19 protein-coding genes and 1 pseudogene are annotated in these 22,790 nt (G+C 63.7%); 19 read left to right on the top strand and 1 reads right to left on the bottom strand.

Translation table 11 applies throughout. The features are described from left to right. Position 1 precedes the first annotated feature (1 nt). The 17 genes from G3O06_RS18860 (at position 2) to G3O06_RS18780 (ending at position 19,195) form a co-directional block, all read left to right on the top strand. Positions 2-1,786 carry a branched-chain amino acid ABC transporter ATP-binding protein/permease gene (locus tag G3O06_RS18860; protein WP_174970646.1) on the top strand — a complete coding sequence of 595 codons (1,785 nt, stop codon included), beginning with the start codon at positions 2-4 and terminating at the stop codon, positions 1,784-1,786. Further along, on the top strand, positions 1,786-2,541 hold the full coding sequence (locus G3O06_RS18855; RefSeq protein WP_174985757.1) for an ABC transporter ATP-binding protein: 756 nt from the start codon (positions 1,786-1,788) through the stop codon (positions 2,539-2,541). Before G3O06_RS18860 ends, G3O06_RS18855 begins: the two co-directional genes overlap by 1 nt. Positions 2,542-3,539: 998 nt before the next feature. After that, positions 3,540-5,510: a tRNA uridine-5-carboxymethylaminomethyl(34) synthesis enzyme MnmG gene (gene mnmG, locus G3O06_RS18850; protein ID WP_174970641.1), complete on the top strand. Its 1,971-nt coding sequence runs from the start codon at positions 3,540-3,542 to the stop codon at positions 5,508-5,510. Next, positions 5,507-6,193: a 16S rRNA (guanine(527)-N(7))-methyltransferase RsmG gene (gene rsmG / locus G3O06_RS18845; protein ID WP_174916788.1), complete on the top strand. Its 687-nt coding sequence runs from the start codon at positions 5,507-5,509 to the stop codon at positions 6,191-6,193. The genes mnmG and rsmG overlap by 4 nt, the downstream gene beginning before the upstream one ends. A 56-nt stretch (positions 6,194-6,249) precedes the next feature. After that, positions 6,250-7,029 (top strand): ParA family protein, encoded by a 780-nt coding sequence (locus tag G3O06_RS18840; protein ID WP_174916787.1) that lies wholly within the window; start codon positions 6,250-6,252, stop codon positions 7,027-7,029. A gap of 31 nt (positions 7,030-7,060) precedes the next feature. After that, positions 7,061-7,954, top strand: a complete 894-nt coding sequence (locus G3O06_RS18835; protein ID WP_174916786.1) for a ParB/RepB/Spo0J family partition protein — start codon at positions 7,061-7,063, stop codon at positions 7,952-7,954. A 13-nt stretch (positions 7,955-7,967) separates the two neighbouring features. Continuing rightward, positions 7,968-9,098 (top strand): SLC13 family permease, encoded by a 1,131-nt coding sequence (locus G3O06_RS18830; RefSeq protein WP_205817097.1) that lies wholly within the window; start codon positions 7,968-7,970, stop codon positions 9,096-9,098. Between the two features lie 568 nt (positions 9,099-9,666). Further along, positions 9,667-10,191 carry an ATP synthase subunit I gene (locus G3O06_RS18825; RefSeq protein WP_205817096.1) on the top strand — a complete coding sequence of 175 codons (525 nt, stop codon included), beginning with the start codon at positions 9,667-9,669 and terminating at the stop codon, positions 10,189-10,191. Between the two features lie 109 nt (positions 10,192-10,300). After that, entirely contained in the window at positions 10,301-11,152 is an 852-nt protein-coding gene (gene atpB / locus G3O06_RS18820) for a F0F1 ATP synthase subunit A (RefSeq protein ID WP_174916783.1), read from the top strand. A 75-nt stretch (positions 11,153-11,227) separates the two neighbouring features. Further along, a complete protein-coding gene (gene atpE, locus G3O06_RS18815) occupies positions 11,228-11,497 on the top strand; it encodes a F0F1 ATP synthase subunit C (RefSeq protein ID WP_006482730.1) in 270 nt (89 codons plus the stop codon). Positions 11,498-11,626: 129 nt separating this feature from the next. Beyond that, a complete protein-coding gene (locus tag G3O06_RS18810; RefSeq protein ID WP_011350523.1) occupies positions 11,627-12,097 on the top strand; it encodes a F0F1 ATP synthase subunit B in 471 nt (156 codons plus the stop codon). Between the two features lie 2 nt (positions 12,098-12,099). Then, the gene (locus G3O06_RS18805) at positions 12,100-12,639 is read left to right on the top strand and encodes a F0F1 ATP synthase subunit delta (RefSeq protein ID WP_174985766.1); all 540 of its coding nucleotides are present in this window, start codon (positions 12,100-12,102) and stop codon (positions 12,637-12,639) included. A 44-nt stretch (positions 12,640-12,683) separates the two neighbouring features. Next, positions 12,684-14,225, top strand: coding sequence for a F0F1 ATP synthase subunit alpha (gene atpA / locus G3O06_RS18800; protein WP_011350525.1), 1,542 nt, complete (start codon positions 12,684-12,686; stop codon positions 14,223-14,225). A 69-nt stretch (positions 14,226-14,294) separates the two neighbouring features. After that, a complete protein-coding gene (atpG, locus tag G3O06_RS18795) occupies positions 14,295-15,170 on the top strand; it encodes a F0F1 ATP synthase subunit gamma (RefSeq protein ID WP_011350526.1) in 876 nt (291 codons plus the stop codon). A 66-nt stretch (positions 15,171-15,236) separates the two neighbouring features. Next, entirely contained in the window at positions 15,237-16,631 is a 1,395-nt protein-coding gene (gene atpD / locus G3O06_RS18790) for a F0F1 ATP synthase subunit beta (RefSeq protein ID WP_011350527.1), read from the top strand. A 156-nt stretch (positions 16,632-16,787) separates the two neighbouring features. Further along, positions 16,788-17,213 carry a F0F1 ATP synthase subunit epsilon gene (locus tag G3O06_RS18785; RefSeq protein ID WP_006477288.1) on the top strand — a complete coding sequence of 142 codons (426 nt, stop codon included), beginning with the start codon at positions 16,788-16,790 and terminating at the stop codon, positions 17,211-17,213. Positions 17,214-17,467: 254 nt separating this feature from the next. Beyond that, positions 17,468-19,195 carry an AMP-binding protein gene (locus tag G3O06_RS18780; protein ID WP_205817095.1) on the top strand — a complete coding sequence of 576 codons (1,728 nt, stop codon included), beginning with the start codon at positions 17,468-17,470 and terminating at the stop codon, positions 19,193-19,195. A 721-nt stretch (positions 19,196-19,916) separates the two neighbouring features. Here G3O06_RS18780 and G3O06_RS18775 read toward each other — a convergent pair. Continuing rightward, positions 19,917-20,717, bottom strand: coding sequence for a transporter substrate-binding domain-containing protein (locus tag G3O06_RS18775; RefSeq protein ID WP_205817094.1), 801 nt, complete (start codon positions 20,715-20,717; stop codon positions 19,917-19,919). Between the two features lie 149 nt (positions 20,718-20,866). On the opposite strand from G3O06_RS18775, the gene hemE reads away from it, so the two are divergent. Then, positions 20,867-21,961 (top strand): uroporphyrinogen decarboxylase, encoded by a 1,095-nt coding sequence (gene hemE / locus G3O06_RS18770; RefSeq protein ID WP_302478512.1) that lies wholly within the window; start codon positions 20,867-20,869, stop codon positions 21,959-21,961. 454 nt (positions 21,962-22,415) lie between these two features. Next, positions 22,416-22,790 (top strand): annotated as a pseudogene (locus G3O06_RS18765) (primosomal protein N'); the annotation flags it as partial.

Genomic DNA, 22,790 nt, shown 5'->3' with positions numbered 1-22,790 from the left:
GATGAAGACGATGGTACGCAACAAGACCTTCTGGGTGTTTCTCGTGGTGCTGTTCGCGCTGCCGGTGCTGCCCGGCGCGCTGCAGGTGCCCGAATACTGGATCACGCTGCTGAACTACATCGGCCTCTACGCGATCGTCGCGATCGGGCTCGTGCTGCTGACGGGCGTCGGCGGGATGACGAGCTTCGGGCAGGCCGCGTTCGTCGGTATCGGCGCCTATGCGACCGCGCTCCTGACGACGCGCTATGGCGTGTCGCCGTGGTTCGCGCTGATCGTCGGCGTCGTGCTGACGGCGCTCGTCGCGCTCGTGCTCGGCGCGGTCACGATGCGGTTGTCCGGCCACTTCCTGCCGCTCGGCACGATCGCATGGGGCCTCGCGCTGTTCTACCTGTTCGGCAACCTCGAACTGCTCGGCAAGTACGACGGGATCAACGGGATTCCGGCTCTGAACGTGTTCGGCATCACGCTCGAAAGCGGTCGTAGCTTGTACTTCCTGATCTGGGCCGTCGTGCTGGCCGCGATCGTGTCGGTGCAGAACCTGCTGAACAGCCGCCCGGGCCGCGCGATCCGCGCGCTGCGCGGCGGCGGCGTGATGGCCGAGGCGATGGGCGTGAACACTGCGTGGATGCGCGTCGTGATCTTTGTCTACGCGGCCGTGCTGGCGGCCGTATCGGGCTTCCTGTACGCGCACCTGCAGCGCGCGGTGAACCCGACGCCGTTTGGCCTGAACCACGGGATCGAGTTCCTGTTCATGGCCGTGGTCGGTGGCGTGTCGCACGTGTGGGGCGCGGTGCTCGGTGCGGCGATCCTGACCGTGCTGCAGGACTACCTGCAGACGCTGCTGCCGAAGCTGCTCGGCTCGGAAGGCAACTTCGAAATCATCGTGTTCGGCGTGCTGATGGTGCTGCTGCTGCAGTACGCTCGCCAGGGCGTGTGGCCGTTCGTCGCCAGGCTGTTCCCGCGCGGGCCACGTGCGCATGTGCCCGAGCATGCCGATCCGTTGCCGCAACGCGCGAAGCCGGCGGCCGGCGAGCCGCTGCTCGTCGTCGACAACGCGCGCAAGCAGTTCGGCGGGCTCGTGGCCGTCAACGACGTCAGCTTCGACGTGAAAGCGGGGCAGATCATCGGGCTGATCGGCCCGAACGGCGCCGGCAAGTCGACCACGTTCAACCTCGTGACGGGTGTGCTGAAGCCGACGGGCGGCACGATCACGTTCCGTGGCGAGCGCATCGACGGGCTCACATCGCGCCAGATCGTCCGCCGCGGCATCGGCCGGACGTTCCAGCACGTGAAGCTGTTGCCGGCGATGACGGTGCTCGAGAACGTCGCGATCGGTGCGCACCTGCGGGGCCATACGGGCGTATGGCGCAGCGTCGCGCGGCTCAATGCCCATGAGGAAGCGCAGTTGCTGGCCGAGGCCGCACGCCAGATTCGCCGCGTCGGGCTCGAAAAGCACATGTACGACGAAGCCGGCAGCCTCGCGCTCGGCCAGCAGCGGATTCTCGAAATCGCTCGGGCGCTGTGTTGCGACCCGACGCTGCTGCTGCTCGACGAGCCGGCTGCCGGGCTGCGTTACCAGGAGAAGCAGCAGCTCGCCGACCTGCTGCGGCGGTTGAAGGCGGAAGGCATGAGCGTGTTGCTCGTGGAACACGACATGGATTTCGTGATGAATCTCACCGACCGGCTGGTGGTGATGGAGTTCGGCACGCGGATCGCGGAAGGGCTGCCGCAGGACGTGCAGCAGGATCCGGCGGTGCTCGAAGCGTATCTGGGTGGGGTGGAGTGATGACGGACACGACGATGCCGATTCTCGAAGTGCGCGGGCTGGCAGTCCGGTACGGGAAGGTGGAGGCGCTGCACGGCGCGGCGATCAAGGTTGGTGCGGGACAGATCGTCAGCGTGATCGGCCCGAACGGCGCCGGCAAATCAACGCTGCTGAACGCGATCATGGGCGCGCTGCCGGTGAACGGGCATGCGTCGGGCGCGGTCGTGTATCGCGGTCACGACGTCGGCGCATTGCCGGTCGAGCAGCGCGTTGCACGCGGGATGTGCCTCGTGCCGGAAAAGCGTGAGCTGTTCAGCACGATGACAGTCGAAGACAACCTCGTGCTGGGCGCGTATCGGCGCAAGCAGGCCGGTGAAGCTAACTTCCTCGACCAGCTCGATCACGTGTTCGCGTTGTTTCCGCGGCTGAAGGAGCGGCGCAAGCAGGCAGCCGGCACGCTATCCGGCGGTGAGCGGCAGATGCTCGCGGTCGGCCGCGCGCTGATGGGCAAGCCCGACCTGCTGATGCTCGACGAGCCGAGCCTCGGGCTGGCACCGCTGATCGTGAAGGAGATCTTTCATATCATCAGCGCGTTGCGCGGTACGGGTGTGGCGACGCTGCTGATCGAGCAGAATGCGCGGGCTGCGCTACAGATCTCCGACTACGGCTACGTGCTGGAGACGGGCGAATTTGCGCTGGAAGGGCCGGCGGCTGAACTCGCGCAGAATCCACGCGTGATCGAAACGTACCTTGGGTTGGTGAAGAAAACGGCTTGATCCGTGATGCGGTTGGCGGGAAACAGGCGGCGTGTTTCACGTGAAACACGCCGTTTTTGTTTTTGGGGCGAGATGTGATGCCGATACATTGGCGGTTGGCAGCCAGGGGATAAGTGCCAGGGAAACAGTCGGAAGCTCTGTGTAGTGGTGGGCGACGTTATCACAGTGCGGGGGACGCATCCTGGCAGCCGCTTGGTGGTAGTTGCCGTTTGTCCCACAGATCGACGATGTGTCGAGCCACAGGGGATAAATGTTGGGTGAACCGACGGAATTTCTGTGGGGAAGAGGGCGGGTGCGGTCGCGCAGGGTGCTCCGCCCGGGATGTTGCGCGGACCACAGGCGTCGAATGGTGCGCGTATTTCACGTGGGTTTCTCGGCGGCCGGATATCTACATAGGCGCAAGCAGCCATGTGTGGTGGGCCGATGATGTGCCGGGTCACAGGGGATAAGTGTCGGGCGAACCGGCGGAAACTCTGTGCGGAAGAGGGCGGGTGTGGTCGCACAGGGTGTTTCGTCCGGGATGTTGCGCGGACCGCAGGCGTCGAATGGTGCGCGTATTTCACGTGGGTTTCTCGGCGGCCGGATATCTACATAGGCGCAAGCAGCCATGTGCGGTGGGCCGATGATGTGTCGAGTCACAGGGGATAAGTGTCGGGCGAACCGGCGGAAACTCTGTGGGGAAGAGGGCGGGTACGGTCGCACAGGGTGTTCAGTCCGGGTTGTTGCCTGGGTCACAGGCGTCGAATCGGGTGCGCGTTGCACGTGGGTTTTCCCGGTAGCCGGATATTTTCACAGGCACGACGATGTGCGGCGAGTGGGCCGGAAGCATTGCCGGCGCGGGCTCTGAGCCACAGATTCATCGGTTCATCGCCGAAAAATTGCCGAAATGCACAGACCCTACCATTCGGACGGCATTCGGGTGAAAAGCGAACCCGCTATAATTCGGCCCATACATTTCTCAGATAGGTTCGTGCGTAGCTCTGCGTACGGAATCCACCATGCTTTTTCCCACAGAATTTGACGTCATCGTCGTCGGTGGCGGCCATGCCGGCACGGAAGCCGCGCTGGCGTCCGCCCGCATGGGCGCAAAGACACTGCTGCTGACCCACAACATCGAAACGCTTGGGCAGATGAGCTGCAATCCGTCGATCGGCGGCATTGGCAAGGGCCATCTGGTCAAGGAAGTCGATGCGCTGGGTGGCGCGATGGCAGCCGCGACGGACGAGAGCGGTATTCAGTTCCGGATCCTCAATTCGTCGAAGGGCCCGGCTGTGCGCGCGACGCGTGCGCAGGCCGACCGCATCCTGTACAAGGCTGCGATCCGCCACCGGCTCGAGAACCAGCCGAATCTCTGGCTGTTCCAACAGGCCGTCGACGACCTGATGGTCGAAGGCGACCGTGTGGTGGGTGCGGTCACGCAGATCGGCATCCGCTTCCGTGCCCGTGCGGTCGTGCTGACCGCCGGTACGTTCCTCGACGGCAAGATCCACGTCGGCCTGAACAACTACACGGGCGGCCGCGCAGGCGATCCGGCGGCCGTGTCGCTGTCGTCGCGCCTGAAGGAGCTGAAGCTGCCGCAGGGCCGCCTGAAGACCGGTACGCCGCCGCGTATCGATGGCCGTTCGATCGATTTCTCGAAGCTGACCGAACAGCCGGGCGATCTCGATCCGATCCCCGTTTTCTCGTTCCTGGGCCGCGCGGAGCAGCATCCGCAGCAGCTGCCGTGCTGGGTCACGCACACGAACGAGCGTACGCACGACATCATTCGCGGCGGTCTCGATCGTTCGCCTATGTATACAGGCGTGATCGAAGGCGTCGGGCCGCGCTATTGTCCGTCGATCGAGGACAAGATCCACCGGTTCGCATCGAAGGAATCGCACCAGATCTTCCTGGAGCCGGAAGGGCTGACGACCAACGAGTTCTACCCGAACGGGATCTCGACGAGCCTGCCGTTCGACGTCCAGCTTGAACTCGTGCACTCGATGCTCGGCCTCGAGAACGCGCATATCCTGCGCCCCGGCTACGCGATCGAGTACGACTACTTCGATCCGCGCGCGCTGAAGGCGTCGCTCGAGACGAAGGCGATCAACGGGTTGTTCTTTGCGGGCCAGATCAACGGGACGACCGGCTATGAAGAGGCGGCCGCGCAGGGTCTGCTGGCCGGCCTCAATGCGGGCCGCTACGTGCAGGAGAAGGACGCATGGTGCCCGCGCCGTGACCAGGCCTACCTTGGCGTGCTGGTCGACGATCTCGTGACGCGCGGTGTGGCCGAGCCGTACCGTATGTTCACGAGCCGCGCCGAGTATCGCCTCAGCCTGCGTGAAGACAATGCCGACATGCGTCTGACCGAGATCGGCCGCGAACTGGGTCTCGTCGACGATGCGCGCTGGGATGCATTCAGCCGGAAACGCGACGCTGTTTCACGTGAAACCGAACGCCTGAAGTCGACGTGGGTGACGCCGAAGACGTTGCCGGCGGAAGAGGCGACCGCGCTGCTGGGCAAGGCGATCGACCATGAATACAGCCTCGCCGAGCTGCTGCGCCGTCCGGGTATCAGCTACGACGGCGTGTGCGGACTGAAGGGCGGTGAATGCGGCCCCGCAGAGCCGTTGGCTGACGATCCGGTGTTGCTCGAGCAGATCAAGGAGCAGGTCGAGATCGGCATCAAGTATCAGGGCTATATCGAGCGCCAGGCATCGGAGATCGAACGCAACGATGCGAACGAGAACACGCGCTTGCCGGACGGCATCGATTACCGCGAAGTCCGTGGCCTGTCGTTCGAGGTGAGCCAGAAGCTCAACGAGTTCCGGCCGGAGACGATCGGGCAGGCGTCGCGCATCTCGGGTGTCACGCCGGCGGCGATCTCGCTGCTGATGGTGCACCTGAAGCGCCGCGGCCTGGGCCGCCGTAATGGCACTGCCGAAGCGGCAACGGAGCAGGGGGACGGCGCCGTCCCGACGCAACAATGACGGCGCGTCGCGCGCCGGCGGTTAATCGGGATGTACTGGAAGGGATGCTCGTCGAAGGCACGACGGCGCTCGACCTCGCGCTGACGGATGCACAACGCAACCAGCTGCTCGACTACGTCGCGCTGCTCGGCAAGTGGAACGCGGTCTACAACCTGACCGCGATCCGCGACCCGAAGCAGATGCTGATCCAGCACATCCTCGACTCGCTTTCCATCGTTTCGCATCTGCGTGGCCGTGCATCGGCCCGCGTGCTCGACGTCGGATCGGGCGGCGGATTGCCGGGTATCGTGCTGGCGATCGTCGAGCCGGACTGGCAGATCACGTTGAACGATATCGTGCAGAAGAAGTCTGCCTTCCAGACTCAGATGCGCGCGGAGCTGAAGCTCGCGAACCTGTCGGTGGTCACCGGGCGGGTCGAATCGCTGCAGCCGGGTGTCGAAGTGCCGGAAAAATTCGACATGATCGTCTCTCGCGCTTTCGCGGATCTGTCCGACTTCGTTAAACTTGCTCGACATCTGGTCGCGCCGGGCGGATCGATCTGGGCAATGAAGGGCGTCCATCCGGATGACGAGATTGCGCGGTTGCCGGAAGGCAGCCGCGTCAAGCAGACGATACGGTTGGCGGTGCCGATGCTCGATGCCGAACGGCATCTGATCGAAGTGGCCGTCGACGAGGCGAATTGAAGGGCGGGCGCGCAGTAGCGCGCCGTTTGTTTGAAGGTAAAGGGAACACACCAACGATGGCAAAGATCTTCTGCGTTGCGAACCAGAAGGGGGGCGTCGGCAAGACGACGACATCGGTCAATCTCGCCGCAAGCCTTGCAGCGCAGGAGCAACGAGTCCTGCTGATCGATCTCGACCCGCAGGGTAACGCGACGATGGGCAGCGGGATCGACAAGGCTGCTTGCGAAGCGACCGTGTACGAGGTGCTGGTCGACGGCGTGTCGGTGACCGATGCGCGCATCCGCCCGGAAGGCGTCACCTACGACGTGCTGCCTGCGAACCGCGAGCTGTCCGGTGCGGAGATCGAACTGATCAGCATCGACAACCGCGAGCGCCGGCTGAAGGCCGCGCTCGAGAGCGTGGCCGACGATTACGATTTCGTGCTGATCGATTGCCCGCCGACGCTGTCGCTGCTGACGCTGAACGGGCTGTGCGCGGCGCATGGCGTCGTGATCCCGATGCAGTGCGAGTACTTCGCACTGGAGGGGTTGTCGGACCTCGTCAACACGATCAAGCAGGTTCACGCGAACATGAATCGCGACCTGAAGATCATCGGCTTGCTGCGCGTGATGTTCGATCCGCGCATCACGCTGCAGCAGCAAGTTTCCGATCAACTGAAAGCGCACTTCGGCGACAAGGTGTTCGACGCGGTGATTCCGCGTAACGTGCGCCTGGCGGAAGCGCCGAGTTACGGGCTGCCGGGCGTCGTGTTCGACCGCAGCTCGCGCGGTGCGCAAGCGTATCTCCAGTTCGGTGCCGAGATGATCGACCGCGTTCGCGCGTTCGAGGTGTCGTGATCCGGACATGAGCGAAGCGAGGAAGAAAGACATGAACGCGGTACCAAAGAAGAAGGGCTTGGGACGTGGCCTCGAAGCGCTGCTCGGCGGCAGTGCCGATATCACCGAAGCGGTGAAGATCGAAGGGGCGCCGAACACGCTCGCGCTCGGCAAGCTGCAGGCCGGCAAGTACCAGCCGCGGACGCGGATGGACGAAGGCAGCCTGCAGGAGCTCGCAGCGAGCATTCGCGCACAGGGCGTGATGCAGCCGATTCTGGTGCGGCCCATTTCATCAGACAAATATGAGATCATCGCAGGCGAGCGCCGTTTCCGCGCGGCGCGCCTGGCGGGCCTCAATGAAGTGCCGGTGCTCGTGAAGGACGTGTCGGATCAGGCCGCCGCGGCGATGGCGCTGATCGAGAACATCCAGCGCGAGGATCTGAATCCGCTTGAAGAGGCGCACGGTATCCAGCGCCTGCTCGACGAGTTCGGTTTCACGCACGAACAGGCGGCCGAATCGGTCGGCCGTTCGCGCAGCGCGGTGTCTAACCTGCTGCGCCTGCTGAACCTAGCTTCGCCGGTGCAGACGATGCTGCTGGCCGGTGATCTCGACATGGGGCATGCGCGCGCGCTGCTCGCCGTCGATGCGGCTACGCAGATCACGCTCGCCCATCAGGTCGTCAACAAGCGCATGTCGGTGCGCGAGACCGAGAAGCTTGTCACGCACACGACGAAGGAAGTGCCGGCCGTGAAGGCGCGCGCGAAGGACGACGGCGGCCGCGATACGCGCCGTCTCGAGGAGGAGTTGTCTGACCTGCTCGCGTCGACGGTGAAGATCAAGCTCGGCCGCCGCGGGCGCGGGCAGGTGACGATCGACTTCGGCAACCTCGATGCGCTCGAGGGCATTCTCGTGCGACTGCGCGGCAACGTCGCAACCGAAGAGTAAAGGGCGGCGGCGCATGGAGGAGACGGGCACACCGGCGCCGCGCCGGTGGTTGGGGTGGCTTGCGAAGGAGCCCGTGCTATCGGTACTCGCGCTGGGCCTGATTGTGCTGCAATGGGTGCGTCCGCAACCATTTTCCGTGTTGGCCGATCGCGTTGACTGGCAGACGGTCGCGACGCTCGCGGGCCTGTTGATGCTGACCAAGGCGCTCGAGTTGTCCGGCTGCCTGATGTGGCTCGCACACCGCATCGTGCATCACGTGCACTCCGAACGCGGGCTCGCGATGCTGCTCGTCGGGTTCGCCGCGGTGCTGTCGATGTGGCTCACCAACGACGTCGCGCTGTTCGTCGTCGTGCCGTTGATGGTGTCGCTGCGTGCGCTGACACCACTGCCGTTCCGGCGGCTCGTGATCGTCGTCGCGCTGGCCGTCAATGCGGGGTCGGTCGCGACACCGCTCGGCAATCCCCAGAATCTTTTCCTGTGGCAATTGAGCGGCGTGTCGTTCGGCCACTTCGTGGTCACGCTCGGGCCGCTCGCGATCGCGCTGATGGCGCTGCTGTTCGTGCTGACCGCGTGCGCGTTTCGCGCGAAACCGCTCGACCTGTCCGGCGACGTCGTCGCCATTCCCGTGCAACGCATGCATGCGCTGATCGCGGCGGTGCTGTTCGCGGCATTCGTGCTGCTTGCCGATGCGCACCATCCGCTGCCGGGCCTGGTTGCCGTCGCGATCATGCTGCTCGTCGTCAAACGTGACGCAGTCCTGAAGATCGACTGGTTGCTGCTGCTGATCTTCGTGCTGATGTTCGTCGTGCTGCGCAGCGCGGCTGCGCTGCCCGTCATCCATGACGCGATTGCGCGTGCGAATCTCGGTTCACCACTGCGCATCTTTGCGGCCGGTGCCGTGCTGTCGCAGGGCATCAGCAACGTACCGGCCGCGATCCTGCTGTCGGAGTTTACACATGACTGGCGCGCGCTCGCGTTTGGCGTATCGGTCGGCGGATTCGGTTTCGCGATCGGCTCGCTTGCGAACCTGATCGCGGTGCGTCTCGCGAAGGAGCCGCGCATGTGGCTGCCGTTCCACCTGGTTTCGATTCCGTTCGCGCTCGCAAGCGCGGCACTCGGTGCGTGGCTGCTCGTTCACGGTTGAGTGATGCAGGTGCGTGTGGCACAGGCGTGCCATTCGGGTGGCGGGGAGGGCGCACAGCATTCGCGTTCGTTGCGGGCTGTTGATAAGTATGGCAATCCACAGTCGATCGACTGTGGTGGCATGACAACTGATTGGATGATTCGCTGCGTCAGCGTCGGTCTGGATTTCGCGCATCCGGCGGGAGCGCGTGGCCACAGTGTTTTGCTTGCCCGGAGCTTCGCGCGGAGCGCGGGCCCTGGGCCGCGTCACAGCGAGGATCCTGGGTGGCGATCGTGCCGCTCCGCCGGCGCCCGCACCGGGCATCGATTCCTCCTCATTTCATCCTCGCCGGATTTTTTCGAGCAAGAAATACCGGTGCAAAAAAGCGACCTTACAACTGTCATCGTACGTCGTCGAATCGCGAGTTTTTTCACATGATGAGGCGTCGTTTTACGCAGGTTTTTGTCGCGTCTAAAGCCTTGAATCACTTGCAACTATCGCTTACAATCGCCCGGATTTGTTAGCTAGGCACCCCTGAAAGCTTTCAGAAAGCTTGGGGCCGGGTTCAAGGATTTTGCGGAAGATTGCGATGGCGGGTCAGGCGCCGGACGACAGGCACGATGATCAGCGCACGCAACGCACCGCTTCAGCGGCCGGCGAGCGGCGCGAATTCGATGATGACTGGGATGCCGAGCGGCAAGATAACAACATCGTTCCGCTCACACGGGCAGAAGCCGAAAAGCTGTTCGGCCCGAACGTGAGCAAGCCCTCGCGCGTAACCCCCTATAAGGTGGTATTCGCGCAAGTGGTTCTGTCCCTGGTTGCAACGCTGGCGTGGTGGCTGTTTTCGAAGTCGCCGGGCGCCGCTGCGCAATCCGCGTTTCTGGGCGGAGCGATTGGCTGGGTGCCCAGTGCGTTGTTCGTGGCACGACTGAAGGCAGGTGGCTCGGCCACCGTGATGAGCTGGGTGATGGGCGAAGCCCTGAAGCTCGGCCTGACGATCGGGATGTTCGCAGCAGTGGCGTTCGGCTGGGCCGGCGTGCACTGGGTGCCGTTCCTCGTCACGTACCTCGTCGTGCTGAAGACGTACTGGATCGCGCTGGCCTGGCGGTAAGGAACAAGCAGCGTGCGGTTTCGACAACGAACCGCACCGGCCCGTTCCCGCAATAGCGTGTTGCGGAACTGGCAAAACGATTTTCGACAATTTGGGTGGCATTAACGATATGGCAGCTAGCGAAGGCACGCGCGGTCCGGATCCGTCCGAGTACATTGCGCACCACTTGCAGAATTTCTCCACCTCGCATCAGACGTCGATTTTCGACATTCACGTCTGGAATCTCGACACGCTGTTCTGGTCGATCGTTTGCGGCATCGTGACGATCCTCGTGCTGCGTCTGGCCGCCCGCAAGGCGACGTCGGGCGTGCCGGGCCGTTTCCAGTGCGCGATCGAGATGCTCGTCGAGATGGTCGAAGACCAATCGAAGGCCATCGTTCACGGCAATCGTACCTTCATCGCTCCGCTCGCGCTCACGGTGTTCGTGTGGGTCGCGCTGATGAACGCCCTCGACTTCCTCCCGGTCGACCTGCCGGGCCGCGTGATCGGCCTGCTCGGTCTGTCGGACGTGATTTCCCACCATCGCATCGTCCCGACGGCCGACCTGAACGGTACGCTCGGCATCGCGCTCGGCGTGTTCGTCCTGATGATCTACTACAGCATCAAGATCAAGGGCGCAGGCGGCTTTGTGCATGAGCTGCTGTCGGCACCGTTTGGCGCCCACCCGCTGCTGTGGATCCCGAACCTCGCGCTCAACATCGTCGAATATCTCGCGAAGACCGTCTCTCTCGGTATGCGGTTGTTCGGCAACATGTACGCGGGTGAGCTGTTGTTCCTGTTGATCGCCCTGCTCGGCAGCATGTGGAGCTTCGGTGGCGACGCAACGTTCCTCGGCTTCGTTGGCCACGTGATCGCGGGCAGCGTCTGGGCAATCTTCCACATCCTGATTGTTCTGTTGCAGGCATTCATTTTCATGATGCTGACGCTGGTGTATCTCGGCCAGGCGCACGACAAGCACTAAGCGCGGCGTGCAAGAAAGAGTTTCCGTTTTAGTTTTTTAAATCTCAGTTCCAAGTCTTTTCACAAAGGAGTGATCATGCAAGCTTACATCGCCAACATCCAGGGTCTGACCGCCATCGGTATCGGCATCATCATCGGCCTGGGTGCAATCGGCGCCTGTATCGGTATCGCGCTGATGGGTGGTAAGTACATCGAAGCCTGCGCACGTCAGCCGGAACTCATCAACCCGCTGCAAACGAAGATGTTCCTGCTGGCTGGTCTGATCGACGCGGCATTCCTGATCGGCGTGGGTGTTGCAATGCTGTTCGCGTTCGCGAACCCGCTCCTGTCGAAGCTCGCAGGCTAAGGTTTCTCGGAAACATGCGCCCGGCGCAAGCCGGCGCAGGGCGGAACGGAGACTTGGGGCGCTGATCGAATGCAACTCGATGAGCGCCTTACCGTTTCATTTTTCCGGAATAGCAGATAAGGAAACACCGTGAATCTCAACGCAACTCTGTTTGCGCAAATGGTCGTGTTCCTGGTCCTCGCGTGGTTCACGATGAAATTCGTGTGGCCGCCGTTGATCAACGCCCTCGACGAACGTTCGAAGAAGATCGCCGACGGCCTCGCCGCCGCCGAGAAGGGCAAGGCAGAACTCGACGCAGCGCACAAGCGCGTGGACCAGGAACTCGCGCAGGCCCGCAATGACGGCCAGCAGCGCATCGCCGACGCTGAAAAGCGTGCCCAGGCGGTCGCCGAGGAAATCAAGTCCAACGCCCAGGCTGAAGCCGCCCGCATCATCGCCCAGGCGAAGGCGGAAGCAGAACAGCAAATCGTGAAGGCGCGCGAAGCGCTGCGTGGCGAAGTCGCTACGCTGGCCGTGAAGGGCGCCGAGCAGATCCTGAAGCGCGAAGTCGATCAAACGGCCCACGCCCAACTGCTGAATCAACTGAAAGCCGAGCTCTGATCATGGCCGAACTTGCAACCATCGCCCGCCCTTACGCAGAAGCGCTGTTCCGCGTGGCCGAGGGCGGTGACATCGCCGCCTGGTCCACGCTCGTGCAAGAGCTGGCCCAGGTTGCGCGTCTGCCGGAAGTCCTGTCGGTCGCGTCGAGCCCGAAGGTGACGCGCACGCAGGTAGCCGAGTTGCTGCTTGCTGCGGTGAAGTCGCCGCTCGGAGCCGGCGCCGAAGCAAAGAACTTCGTGCAGATGCTGGTCGACAATCATCGCATCGCGCTGCTGCCGGAAATCGCCGAGCAGTTCGAGGCGCTCAAGAACGAACGTGAAGGTGCAGCCGACGCCGAGATCGTGAGCGCGTTCCCGCTGAACGGCGCGGATCTCGAGAGTCTCCTCTCGGGCCTCGAACGCAAGTTCAAGCGCAAGCTGAAACCGACGGTCGCAGTCGATTCGTCGCTGATCGGCGGCGTGCGCGTGACGGTCGGCGACGAAGTGCTCGACACCTCGGTTCGCGCGCGCCTCGCATCGATGCAGGCTGCGTTGACCGCCTGAGCGCCACGCCGGCACGCAACAGAATTGACTATCAGGAGCGAATAATGCAACTCAATCCCTCTGAGATCAGCGAGCTGATCAAGAGCCGGATCCAGGGCCTTGAAGCGAGCGCAGACGTTCGCAACCAGGGCACCGTGATCTCCGTGACCGACGGTATCGTGCGTATCCACGGCCTGTCGGACGTGATGCAGGGCGAAATGCTCGAGTTTCCGGGCAACACGTTCGGTCTCGCGCTGAACCTCGAGCGCGACTCGGTCGGCGCGGTGATTCTCGGCGAATACGAACACATCTCGGAAGGCGACATCGTCAAGACGACGGGCCGCATTCTGGAAGTCCCGGTTGGCCCGGAACTCGTCGGCCGTGTGGTCGATGCGCTCGGCAACCCGATCGACGGCAAGGGCCCGGTCAACGCGAAGCTGACCGACGCGATCGAAAAGATCGCCCCGGGCGTGATCTGGCGTAAGTCGGTGTCGCAGCCGGTGCAGACGGGCATCAAGTCGATCGACGCAATGGTGCCGATCGGCCGTGGCCAGCGTGAGCTGATCATCGGCGACCGTCAGTGCGGCAAGACCGCAGTGGCGCTCGACGCGATCATCAACCAGAAGGGCAAGGACCTGATCTGTATTTACGTCGCGATCGGCCAGAAGGCTTCGTCGATCATGAACGTGGTTCGCAAGCTCGAAGAAACGGGCGCGATGGAATACACGATCGTCGTCGCCGCTTCGGCTTCGGATTCGGCAGCGATGCAGTACCTCGCACCGTACGCCGGCTGCACGATGGGCGAATACTTCCGCGACCGCGGCCAAGACGCGCTGATCATCTATGACGACTTGACCAAGCAAGCCTGGGCATACCGTCAGATCTCGCTGCTGCTGCGCCGCCCGCCGGGCCGTGAAGCTTACCCGGGCGACGTGTTCTATCTCCACTCGCGTCTGCTCGAGCGTGCTGCCCGCGTGTCGGAAGAGTACGTCGAGAAGTTCACGAACGGCGAAGTGAAGGGCAAGAGCGGCTCGCTGACGGCACTGCCGGTCATCGAAACGCAGGCTGGCGACGTGACCGCGTTCGTTCCGACGAACGTGATCTCGATTACCGACGGTCAGATCTTCCTGGAAACCGACCTGTTCAACGCAGGCATCCGCCCGGCAATCAACGCCGGCGTGTCGGTGTCGCGAGTCGGTGGCGCCGCTCAGACGAAGGTCGTGAAGAAGCTGTCGGGCGGTATCCGTACCGACCTCGCGCAGTACCGTGAACTGGCGGCATTCGCCCAGTTCGCATCGGACCTCGACGAAGCGACCCGCAAGCAGCTCGAGCGCGGCCGCCGCGTGACGGAACTGCTGAAGCAGCCGCAGTACCAGCCGCTGCAGGTGTGGGAACTGGCCGTGTCGCTGTACGCCGCCAACAACGGCTACCTCGACGACCTCGACGTCAAGCAAGTGCTGTCGTTCGAGAAGGGCCTGCGCGAAAGCCTGAAGACCAGCAACGCTGACCTCATCAAGCGCATCGAAGACACCAAGGATCTCTCGAAGGACGACGAAGGCGCACTGCGCTCGGCGATCGAATCCTTCAAGAAGTCCGGTGCCTATTGATCCGCGAGTGACACACTGAGGCCGCGCGGGTGCTGATGCGCCCGCGCCGCTTCGGTCAAGGAGCAAGCTATGGCTGGAATGAAGGAAATTCGCGGCAAGATCAAGAGCGTGCAGAACACGCGCAAGATCACGAAGGCGATGGAGATGGTGGCCGCATCGAAGATGCGTCGCGCGCAGGAACGCATGCGCGCCGCTCGTCCGTATGCGGACAAGGTCCGTGCCATCGCCGCGCACATGAGCCGCGCGAACCCGGAGTACCGCCACCCGTTCATGGTGGCGAACGAAGGCGCGAAGACGGCCGGCATCATCCTCGTCACGACGGACAAGGGTCTGTGCGGTGGTCTGAACACCAACGTGCTGCGTGCGACGGTGCAGAAGTTCAAGGAGCTGGAAGAGAAGGGCCAGAAGGTCGAAGCTACCGCGATCGGTAGCAAGGGCCTCGGGTTCCTGAACCGCTTCGGCGCGAAGGTGTTGTCGCAGGTCGTGCACCTCGGCGATACCCCGCATCTGGACAAGCTGATCGGCGCCGTGAAGACGCAGCTCGATCTGTACTCGGAAGGCAAGCTGTCGGCGGTTTATATCGCTTACACGCGCTTCGTCAACACGATGAAGCAGGAAGCCGTGATCGAGCAGTTGCTGCCGCTGTCGTCGGAGCACTTCGAAGCCGATGACGGTACGCCGGCCACGTCGTGGGACTACATCTACGAGCCGGACGCGCAGGCAGTCGTCGACGAACTGCTCGTGCGTTACGTCGAGGCGCTGGTGTACCAGGCCGTCGCGGAAAACATGGCGTCCGAGCAATCGGCGCGCATGGTCGCGATGAAGGCCGCGTCCGACAACGCGAAGACGGTGATCAGCGAACTGCAGCTCGTGTACAACAAGAGCCGTCAGGCCGCGATCACGAAAGAACTGTCGGAGATCGTCGGCGGCGCAGCCGCTGTTTAAGCGCGCGCCCGGGACGACAACTGCGCCTTTGCGCGAGTAAAGAATCAGGTATTTAAAGGAAAAGCGATGAGTACTGCTGCTTTGGTAGAAGGCAAGATCGTACAGTGCATCGGCGCCGTTATCGACGTGGAATTCCCGCGCGACAGCATGCCGAAGATCTACGACGCGCTCATTCTCGATGGCTCGGAACTGACGCTCGAAGTCCAGCAGCAGCTGGGCGACGGCGTTGTCCGTACCATCTGTCTGGGTGCATCCGACGGCCTGCGCCGCGGCCTGACCGTGAAGAACACGGCGAAGCCGATCTCGGTGCCGGTCGGCAAGCCGACCCTCGGCCGAATCATGGACGTGCTTGGCCGTCCGATCGACGAAGCTGGCCCGATCGAAAGCGAAACGACGCGTTCGATCCACCAGAAGGCTCCGGCGTTCGACGAACTGTCGCCGTCGACCGAACTGCTCGAAACGGGTATCAAGGTTATCGACCTGATCTGCCCGTTCGCAAAGGGCGGCAAGGTTGGCCTGTTCGGCGGTGCTGGCGTGGGCAAGACCGTCAACATGATGGAGCTCATCAACAACATCGCGAAGGAACACGGTGGTTACTCCGTGTTCGCGGGCGTGGGCGAGCGTACCCGTGAAGGGAACGACTTCTACCACGAAATGAAGGACTCGAACGTTCTCGACAAGGTCGCGCTGGTGTACGGCCAGATGAACGAGCCGCCGGGCAACCGTCTGCGCGTCGCGCTGACCGGCCTGACGATGGCCGAGCACTTCCGTGACGAAGGCCTCGACGTGCTGTTCTTCGTCGACAACATCTACCGTTTCACGCTGGCCGGTACCGAAGTGTCGGCACTGCTCGGCCGTATGCCGTCGGCAGTGGGCTATCAGCCGACGCTGGCTGAAGAAATGGGCAAGCTGCAAGAGCGCATCACGTCGACCAAGAAGGGCTCGATTACGTCGGTCCAGGCCGTGTACGTCCCTGCGGATGACTTGACCGACCCGTCGCCGGCTACGACCTTCGGCCACTTGGACGCAACCGTCGTTCTGTCGCGTGACATCGCTTCGCTGGGTATCTACCCGGCGGTCGACCCGCTCGACTCGACGTCGCGCCAGATCGACCCGAACGTGATCGGTGAAGAGCACTACTCGATCACCCGTCGCGTTCAGCAGACGCTGCAGCGCTACAAGGAACTGCGCGACATCATCGCGATTCTGGGTATGGACGAACTGTCGCCGGAAGACAAGCTGTCGGTCGCGCGCGCTCGTAAGATCCAGCGTTTCCTGTCGCAGCCGTTCCACGTTGCTGAAGTGTTCACGGGCTCGCCGGGCAAGTACGTGCCGCTGAAGGAAACGATCCGCGGCTTCAAGATGATCGTCGACGGCGAGTGCGACCACCTGCCGGAACAGGCGTTCTACATGGTCGGCACGATCGACGAAGCCTTCGAAAAGGCCAAGAAGATCTCGTAAGGGTTCGAGTGAGTCGCATGGCGCGTGCTGGCCGGGGTGTCGGTCTTCATTGACCGATAACCGGGCCGGTCGCGCCGACCGCAACACGCTCAATCCGCCGTGCATGGGACGAGGGCAGGCGCCGCGAGGCGTTCGCACTCGTCGACAGGAGTCGATATGGCAACCATCAAAGTAGACGTCGTCAGCGCGGAAGAGCAGATCTTCTCGGGCGAGGCGAAATTCGTCGCGCTGCCGGGCGAAACGGGTGAGCTGGGCATTCTGCCGGGCCACACGCCGCTGATCACGCGGATTCGTCCGGGTGCGGTGCGCATCGAAGTCGAGGGCGGCAACGACGAATTCGTGTTCGTCGCGGGCGGCATTCTCGAAGTGCAGCCGGGCGCCGTGACGGTGCTCGCCGATACCGCGATCCGCGGCAAGGACCTCGACGCGGCGAAAGCCGAGGAAGCACGCAAGCGTGCCGAGGAAACGCTGCAGAACGCGAAGTCGGATCTCGACCTCGCGAAGGCGCAATCCGAGCTCGCGACCGCGATGGCGCAGCTCGAGGCGATCCAGCGTCTGGCGAAGATTCGCAGCCGGCACTGAGCCGCGCCGCGTATCCCGCGAAAGAAAGCAGCCTTCGGGCTGCTTTTTTTTCGTCCGCCATGTTCGTCTGATTTTTGCGGGTCGGATCATTCCGTCCGGTCGTGCTATTTCATCCGTCCGCCGTGATTTGATGTCAGAGTGTCGTCAGCCGCGCGCGTCATCATCCGCGTGGAGGCTGTCCGTCGCGATTGCGTGGCGGAGGCGGGCGCCGAAGGCGCGTGCAGGCCGATCAGACAAAAATGACGGAGACATTCATGGCAGCAGACCTTGGCGTGGGCGCGCTGATCGCGCCCGAAAACGGCTTGTCGTACGTGCGTGGCACAACCGACGTGCCGCTCTCCGAAGCGACGATCGGCCGGTTCCTGCTCGACACGGCCGGTCGCTTTCCCGATCGTCCGGCCGTCGTGTTCCGCGAGCAGCAGGTGCGCTGGACCTGGCGCGAGTTCGCGAACGAGGTCGACGTGCTGGCGGCTGGCCTGGCCTCACTCGGCATCGTGAAGGGCGATCGCGTCGGCATCTGGTCGCCGAACCGCAGCGAATGGCTGCTCACGCAGTTCGCGACCGCGCGGATCGGCGCGGTGCTCGTCAACATCAATCCGGCCTACCGGCTGTCGGAACTCGAATACGCGCTGAACAAGGTCGGCTGCAAGGCCGTGATCGCCGCCGAGCGCTTCAAGACGTCCGCGTACGTCGAGATGCTGCAGACCATCGCGCCGGAGCTCGCGACCGCGACACCGGGCGAGCTGCATGCGGCGCGCGTGCCGAGCCTGCGCACGGTCGTGTCGATGGGCGATGTCGCACCGGCCGGCATGTTCCGCTTCACGGACGTGATGGCGCGCGGCCGCCAGGCCGTCGATCCTGCGTTGCTCGATGCGATCGGTGCGACGCTCGCGGCCAGCGAGCCGATCAACATCCAGTTCACGAGCGGTACGACCGGCAGCCCGAAGGGCGCGACGCTCACGCATCGCAACGTCGTCAACAACGGGCGCTCGATCGCGGCGGCGATGCGTTTCACCGAGCAGGACACGCTGTGCATCCCGGTGCCGCTGTATCACTGTTTCGGGATGGTGCTCGCGGTGCTCGCGTGCGTGTCGAAGGGCGCGGCGATGGTGTTCCCCGGCGAGGCATTCGACCCGGTCGCGACGCTCGCGGCGGTGGCCGACGAACGCTGCACCGCGCTGCATGGCGTGCCGACGATGTTCATCGCCGAGCTCGATCACCCCGAGTTCGCGAAATTCGACCTGTCGACGCTGCGCACCGGGATCATGGCCGGTTCGCCGTGCCCGATCGAGACGATGAAGCGCGTCGTGTCGCAGATGCACCTGTCGGAGATCACGATCGCGTACGGGATGACGGAAACGAGCCCCGTGTCGTTCCAGAGCTCGACCGACGATCCGCTCGAGAAGCGCACGACGACGGTCGGGCGCATTCAGCCGCATCTGGAAGTGAAGGTCGTCGATCCGAGCGGCGGCATCGTGCCGGTCGGCGCGACGGGCGAGCTGTGCACGAAGGGTTATTCGGTGATGCTCGGCTACTGGGACGATGACGCGAAGACGCGCGAGGTGCTGGTGGACGGCTGGATGCATACGGGCGACCTCGCGACGCTCGATGCGGACGGCTACTGCAACATCGTCGGCCGGCTGAAGGACATGGTGATTCGCGGTGGCGAGAACGTCTATCCGCGCGAGATCGAGGAATTCCTGTTTCGGCATCCGAAGATCCAGAGCGCGCAGGTATTCGGCGTGCCCGATGCGAAGTACGGCGAGGAGCTGTGCGCGTGGATCGTGCTGCGCGCGGACGAGCAGATGACCGAGGACGACGTGCGAGCGTTCTGCCAAGGGCAGATCGCGCACTACAAGATCCCGCGCTACATCCGCTTCGTCGACGAGTTGCCGATGACGGTGACGGGCAAGGTGCAGAAGTTCGTGATGCGCGACCGGATGATCGAGGAGCTGAAGCTCGACGTGCAGAAGACCGCGTAGCGCGGCATGAAGGCGGGAAAAACGCGGCGGCCTGCGGGCCGTTGCGCTTTCGATGGACGAAAAAAAGCGGGCTTATTAGCCCGCTAAAAACCACACGCTACGGGGTTAGCGCGAGGAGACCAAAGATGAAACCGAGTCCGGCGGGGGGCCGGAAACGACTCCAACAGGGATGCCCCTCGGAAGGGCTTCGGTACGTGACCGACTGGCTCGCAGCGCTTCGCGTCCGCTCACACTTGGCACACGAGACCGCATCCGTGTTGAAACCGTTGAGGCCATTGTGGGCGAATTAATGACCCCTCGCGGTAACAAAGTGTTTCAGGTTGTAACGCCCGCCAGATAAGGCTTTCCGGGATTTTTTGCTGTTTTTGAGGGTCTGAGAAAGGTCATTTTTACTCATATTTTCCGCAGCGTTTTCAGCGCATGCGCGCGATGCGTTTTTAATGCGTATCAGGCTCGACGAATTGCCGATTTGCACGCGAGAAAATGCGCCTTTCGATCGATACCGCGCATGACGATTCATTCGTCAGAAAGATTTTGAAACGTGATTGGCACGCGCGGAAGTCGGCCGTTCGGCCAATTCGGGGGCTTCCGGCCAATTTTGCCGGCGCTGGCACGCTGCACCTAAGTGTAACGGCGGCGCTTCGGCCGCCGCCGCGCAGCGACTTTTGCGGCGGTGGCCACGGGGTCGGTGCCCGCTATCGGCCGCCGCGCGCGTGCCCACTTACTTCAGCCATTTGTCCGAAATCGCCTGGTATTCGCCGGTCGACAGCGCGAGATGCAGCCACTGGTCGACGTACTGCTGGAACGCGGCGTCGCCGCGCGGCACCATGTACGCCTTCTCGCCGAACTGGAACGGCTTGTCCGGGTGCACCGAGCACAGGCCCGGATTCAGCTTTTGCTGCAGCAGCGTCTCGGACGCATCCGTCACCATCACGTCCGCCTTGCCCGCGAGGATCTGCTTGAAGATCGTTACGTTATCCGGATAGACGGTGAGGTTCGCGTGCGTGAAATACTGCTTCGCGAAACGCTCGTTGGTACCGCCCGGGTTCACGATCACGCGCGTTTCCGGCCGGTCGATCTGCGCGACGGTCTGGTACTTGTCGGCGTCCGCGCAGCGCGCGATCGGCGTCTTGCCGTCGACCACGTACGGCTGCGTGAAGAACACGCGCTTCTGGCGCTCGAGCGTCGTCGACACGCCGCCCACCGCGATGTCGCATTTCGCGACGAAATCGCCGGTCAGGTTCGGCCAGCTCGTCTTCACGTAGTCGGTCTTCACGCCGAGCGACTTCGCGAGCGATTCGGCCATGTCGATGTCGATGCCCTCGAAGCGGCCGTCCGTGCGGTAGTACGAATACGGCTTGTAGTCGCCCGTCGTGCACACGCGCAGCGTGCCGCGCGCGAGCACGTCGTCGAGCCGCGAGCCGACGCCCGGTGCGGCGGCAGCGGCGCCCGCGCCGGTCTGCGCGTGCGCGGCGGCGCAGCAAAGCAGCGCGGCGGCGGCGAGCGTGGCGAATGTCTTCATCGGTCTCCTCCTTCGTTTCGTTCGATATGAGCGTCCGATCATAACGGAGCCATCGCGCGCGTCATATGGCCGCCATCGCATCGGCATACGCAGCCGGACGGCGGCTGTCCGGTAAAATGCCGCTTTGCCTTCGCATCGTCGCTCCTACCGTGGCCCATACCCTGCTCAACGACACCTTCCTGCGTGCGCTTCTGCGCGAGCCGACCGACTACACGCCGATCTGGCTGATGCGCCAGGCCGGCCGCTACCTGCCCGAATACAACGCGACGCGCGCACGCGCCGGCAGCTTCCTCGGTCTCGCGAAGAATCCCGACTACGCGACCGAAGTGACGCTGCAGCCGCTCGAGCGCTTTCCGCTCGACGCCGCGATCCTGTTCTCGGACATCCTGACGATTCCCGACGCGATGGGGCTCGGCCTCGACTTCCAGGTCGGCGAAGGGCCGAAGTTCGCGCATCCGGTGCGTACCGAGGCCGACGTCGCGAAGCTCGCGGTGCCGGACATCGAGGAAACGCTCGGCTACGTGACGGGCGCCGTGCGCGAGATCCGCCGCGCGCTCACCGACGGCCAGGGCCGCCAGCGCGTGCCGCTGATCGGCTTTTCGGGCAGCCCGTGGACGCTCGCGTGCTACATGGTCGAGGGCGGCGGGTCGGACGATTTCCGCACGGTGAAGTCGATGGCGTATTCGCGCCCCGACCTGATGCACCGGATCCTCGACGTGAACGCGCAGGCGGTGGCCGCGTACCTGAACGCGCAGATCGAAGCGGGCGCCCAGGCCGTGATGATCTTCGATACGTGGGGCGGCGCGCTGGCGGACGGCGCGTACCAGCGCTTCTCGCTGGACTACATCCGCCGCGTGGTCTCGCAGCTCAAGCGCGAGCACGACGGCGAGCGCGTGCCGGTGATCACGTTCACGAAGGGCGGCGGGCTGTGGCTCGAGGAGATCGCGGCGACCGGCGTCGACGCGGTCGGGCTCGACTGGACGGTCAACCTCGGCAAGGCGCGCGAGCGCGTCGCGGGGCAAGTCGCGCTGCAGGGCAACCTCGACCCGACGATCCTGTTTGCGCCGCCGGCCGCGGTGCGCGAGCAGGCGCGTGCGGTGCTCGACAGCTATGGCAACCATCCGGGCCATGTATTCAACCTCGGGCACGGTATTTCGCAATTCACGTCGCCCGATCACGTCGCCGAACTCGTCGACGAAGTGCATAGCCACAGCCGCGCGATCCGTAGCGGAGCTGCCGGCTGAACGCAAGCGCTGTCATGCTGCACTGCGGTGTGACAGCGTTTCGTTGTTGGCACTAAACAGGGCGCAACCCCGCACCGGTTGCCGATTCAGTGCTTGTCAAGACTTGACTTATACACATTTTCCACGTTGCAGCGCGGTAGAGCCCTGTATCGGTCAAATTGTCTCGCTATGGTTCGGTAATTTGAATAGCAGCCTTATGGAATAAGGCTCCGCGGGGCACCGCAACAGGCGGCGAAAATCAGCGCAAAGCGCGGCCCCGCGTGCGTTGCGGCCAGTGAACGGCGAGTTCTCAACAAAGTTATCCACAGGCTGGGCAGGGTATACGGCGATTCCTAATGCGAATCCAAAACTTAGCGCCGAATCTGAAGTTTTACTTTAAGTTCGCTGCCCCGATGCGGGCGCGGATGCTGGCCGCCCATGTCCATTCGGCGCATGTCGCCGCCGGAGCGCCGCGATGAGCGGCACCTACCTGCGCGTCGCGCTCGACCATCCGCTCGCCACCCTGTTCGATTACCGCTGCGACGCGCAACCGGCGCCCGGGCCCGGCACGCTCGTGCAGGTGCCGTTCGGCAAGCGGCAGGCCGTCGGGCTCGTCTGCGAAGTGACGACTCACACCGACGTGCCGCCGTCCCGGCTGCGCGCGATCGACGCGATCTGCACCGACCTGCCGCCGTTGTCGCCGGATTGGCTCGCGCTCGTGTCGTTCGCCGCCGACTACTATCAGCGCGGGCGAGGCGAGGTCGCGCTGCCGGCGCTGCCGCAGGCGCTGCGCGATGCCGGGCGCTGGGGGCGGCTGCTCGCGCCCGAGGTGCGCTACCGGCCGACGGCA

Origin of the sequence: Burkholderia sp. Ac-20345 (assembly GCF_017104825.1) — a bacterium.
Lineage (GTDB): Bacteria > Pseudomonadota > Gammaproteobacteria > Burkholderiales > Burkholderiaceae > Burkholderia > Burkholderia lata_B.
Note: the sequence above shows the minus strand (reverse complement) of the source record. Positions and strands in the feature narration are given on the sequence as shown.

Coding starts and splice junctions, on each gene's coding strand:
- G3O06_RS18860 (WP_174970646.1), top strand. CDS start 2: ATGAAGACGATGGTACGCAACAAGACCTTCTGGGTGTTTCTCGTGGTG.
- G3O06_RS18855 (WP_174985757.1), top strand. CDS start 1,786: ATGACGGACACGACGATGCCGATTCTCGAAGTGCGCGGGCTGGCAGTC.
- mnmG (WP_174970641.1), top strand. CDS start 3,540: ATGCTTTTTCCCACAGAATTTGACGTCATCGTCGTCGGTGGCGGCCAT.
- rsmG (WP_174916788.1), top strand. CDS start 5,507: ATGACGGCGCGTCGCGCGCCGGCGGTTAATCGGGATGTACTGGAAGGG.
- G3O06_RS18840 (WP_174916787.1), top strand. CDS start 6,250: ATGGCAAAGATCTTCTGCGTTGCGAACCAGAAGGGGGGCGTCGGCAAG.
- G3O06_RS18835 (WP_174916786.1), top strand. CDS start 7,061: ATGAACGCGGTACCAAAGAAGAAGGGCTTGGGACGTGGCCTCGAAGCG.
- G3O06_RS18830 (WP_205817097.1), top strand. CDS start 7,968: ATGGAGGAGACGGGCACACCGGCGCCGCGCCGGTGGTTGGGGTGGCTT.
- G3O06_RS18825 (WP_205817096.1), top strand. CDS start 9,667: ATGGCGGGTCAGGCGCCGGACGACAGGCACGATGATCAGCGCACGCAA.
- atpB (WP_174916783.1), top strand. CDS start 10,301: ATGGCAGCTAGCGAAGGCACGCGCGGTCCGGATCCGTCCGAGTACATT.
- atpE (WP_006482730.1), top strand. CDS start 11,228: ATGCAAGCTTACATCGCCAACATCCAGGGTCTGACCGCCATCGGTATC.
- G3O06_RS18805 (WP_174985766.1), top strand. CDS start 12,100: ATGGCCGAACTTGCAACCATCGCCCGCCCTTACGCAGAAGCGCTGTTC.
- atpA (WP_011350525.1), top strand. CDS start 12,684: ATGCAACTCAATCCCTCTGAGATCAGCGAGCTGATCAAGAGCCGGATC.
- atpG (WP_011350526.1), top strand. CDS start 14,295: ATGGCTGGAATGAAGGAAATTCGCGGCAAGATCAAGAGCGTGCAGAAC.
- atpD (WP_011350527.1), top strand. CDS start 15,237: ATGAGTACTGCTGCTTTGGTAGAAGGCAAGATCGTACAGTGCATCGGC.
- G3O06_RS18785 (WP_006477288.1), top strand. CDS start 16,788: ATGGCAACCATCAAAGTAGACGTCGTCAGCGCGGAAGAGCAGATCTTC.
- G3O06_RS18780 (WP_205817095.1), top strand. CDS start 17,468: ATGGCAGCAGACCTTGGCGTGGGCGCGCTGATCGCGCCCGAAAACGGC.
- G3O06_RS18775 (WP_205817094.1), bottom strand. CDS start 20,717: ATGAAGACATTCGCCACGCTCGCCGCCGCCGCGCTGCTTTGCTGCGCC.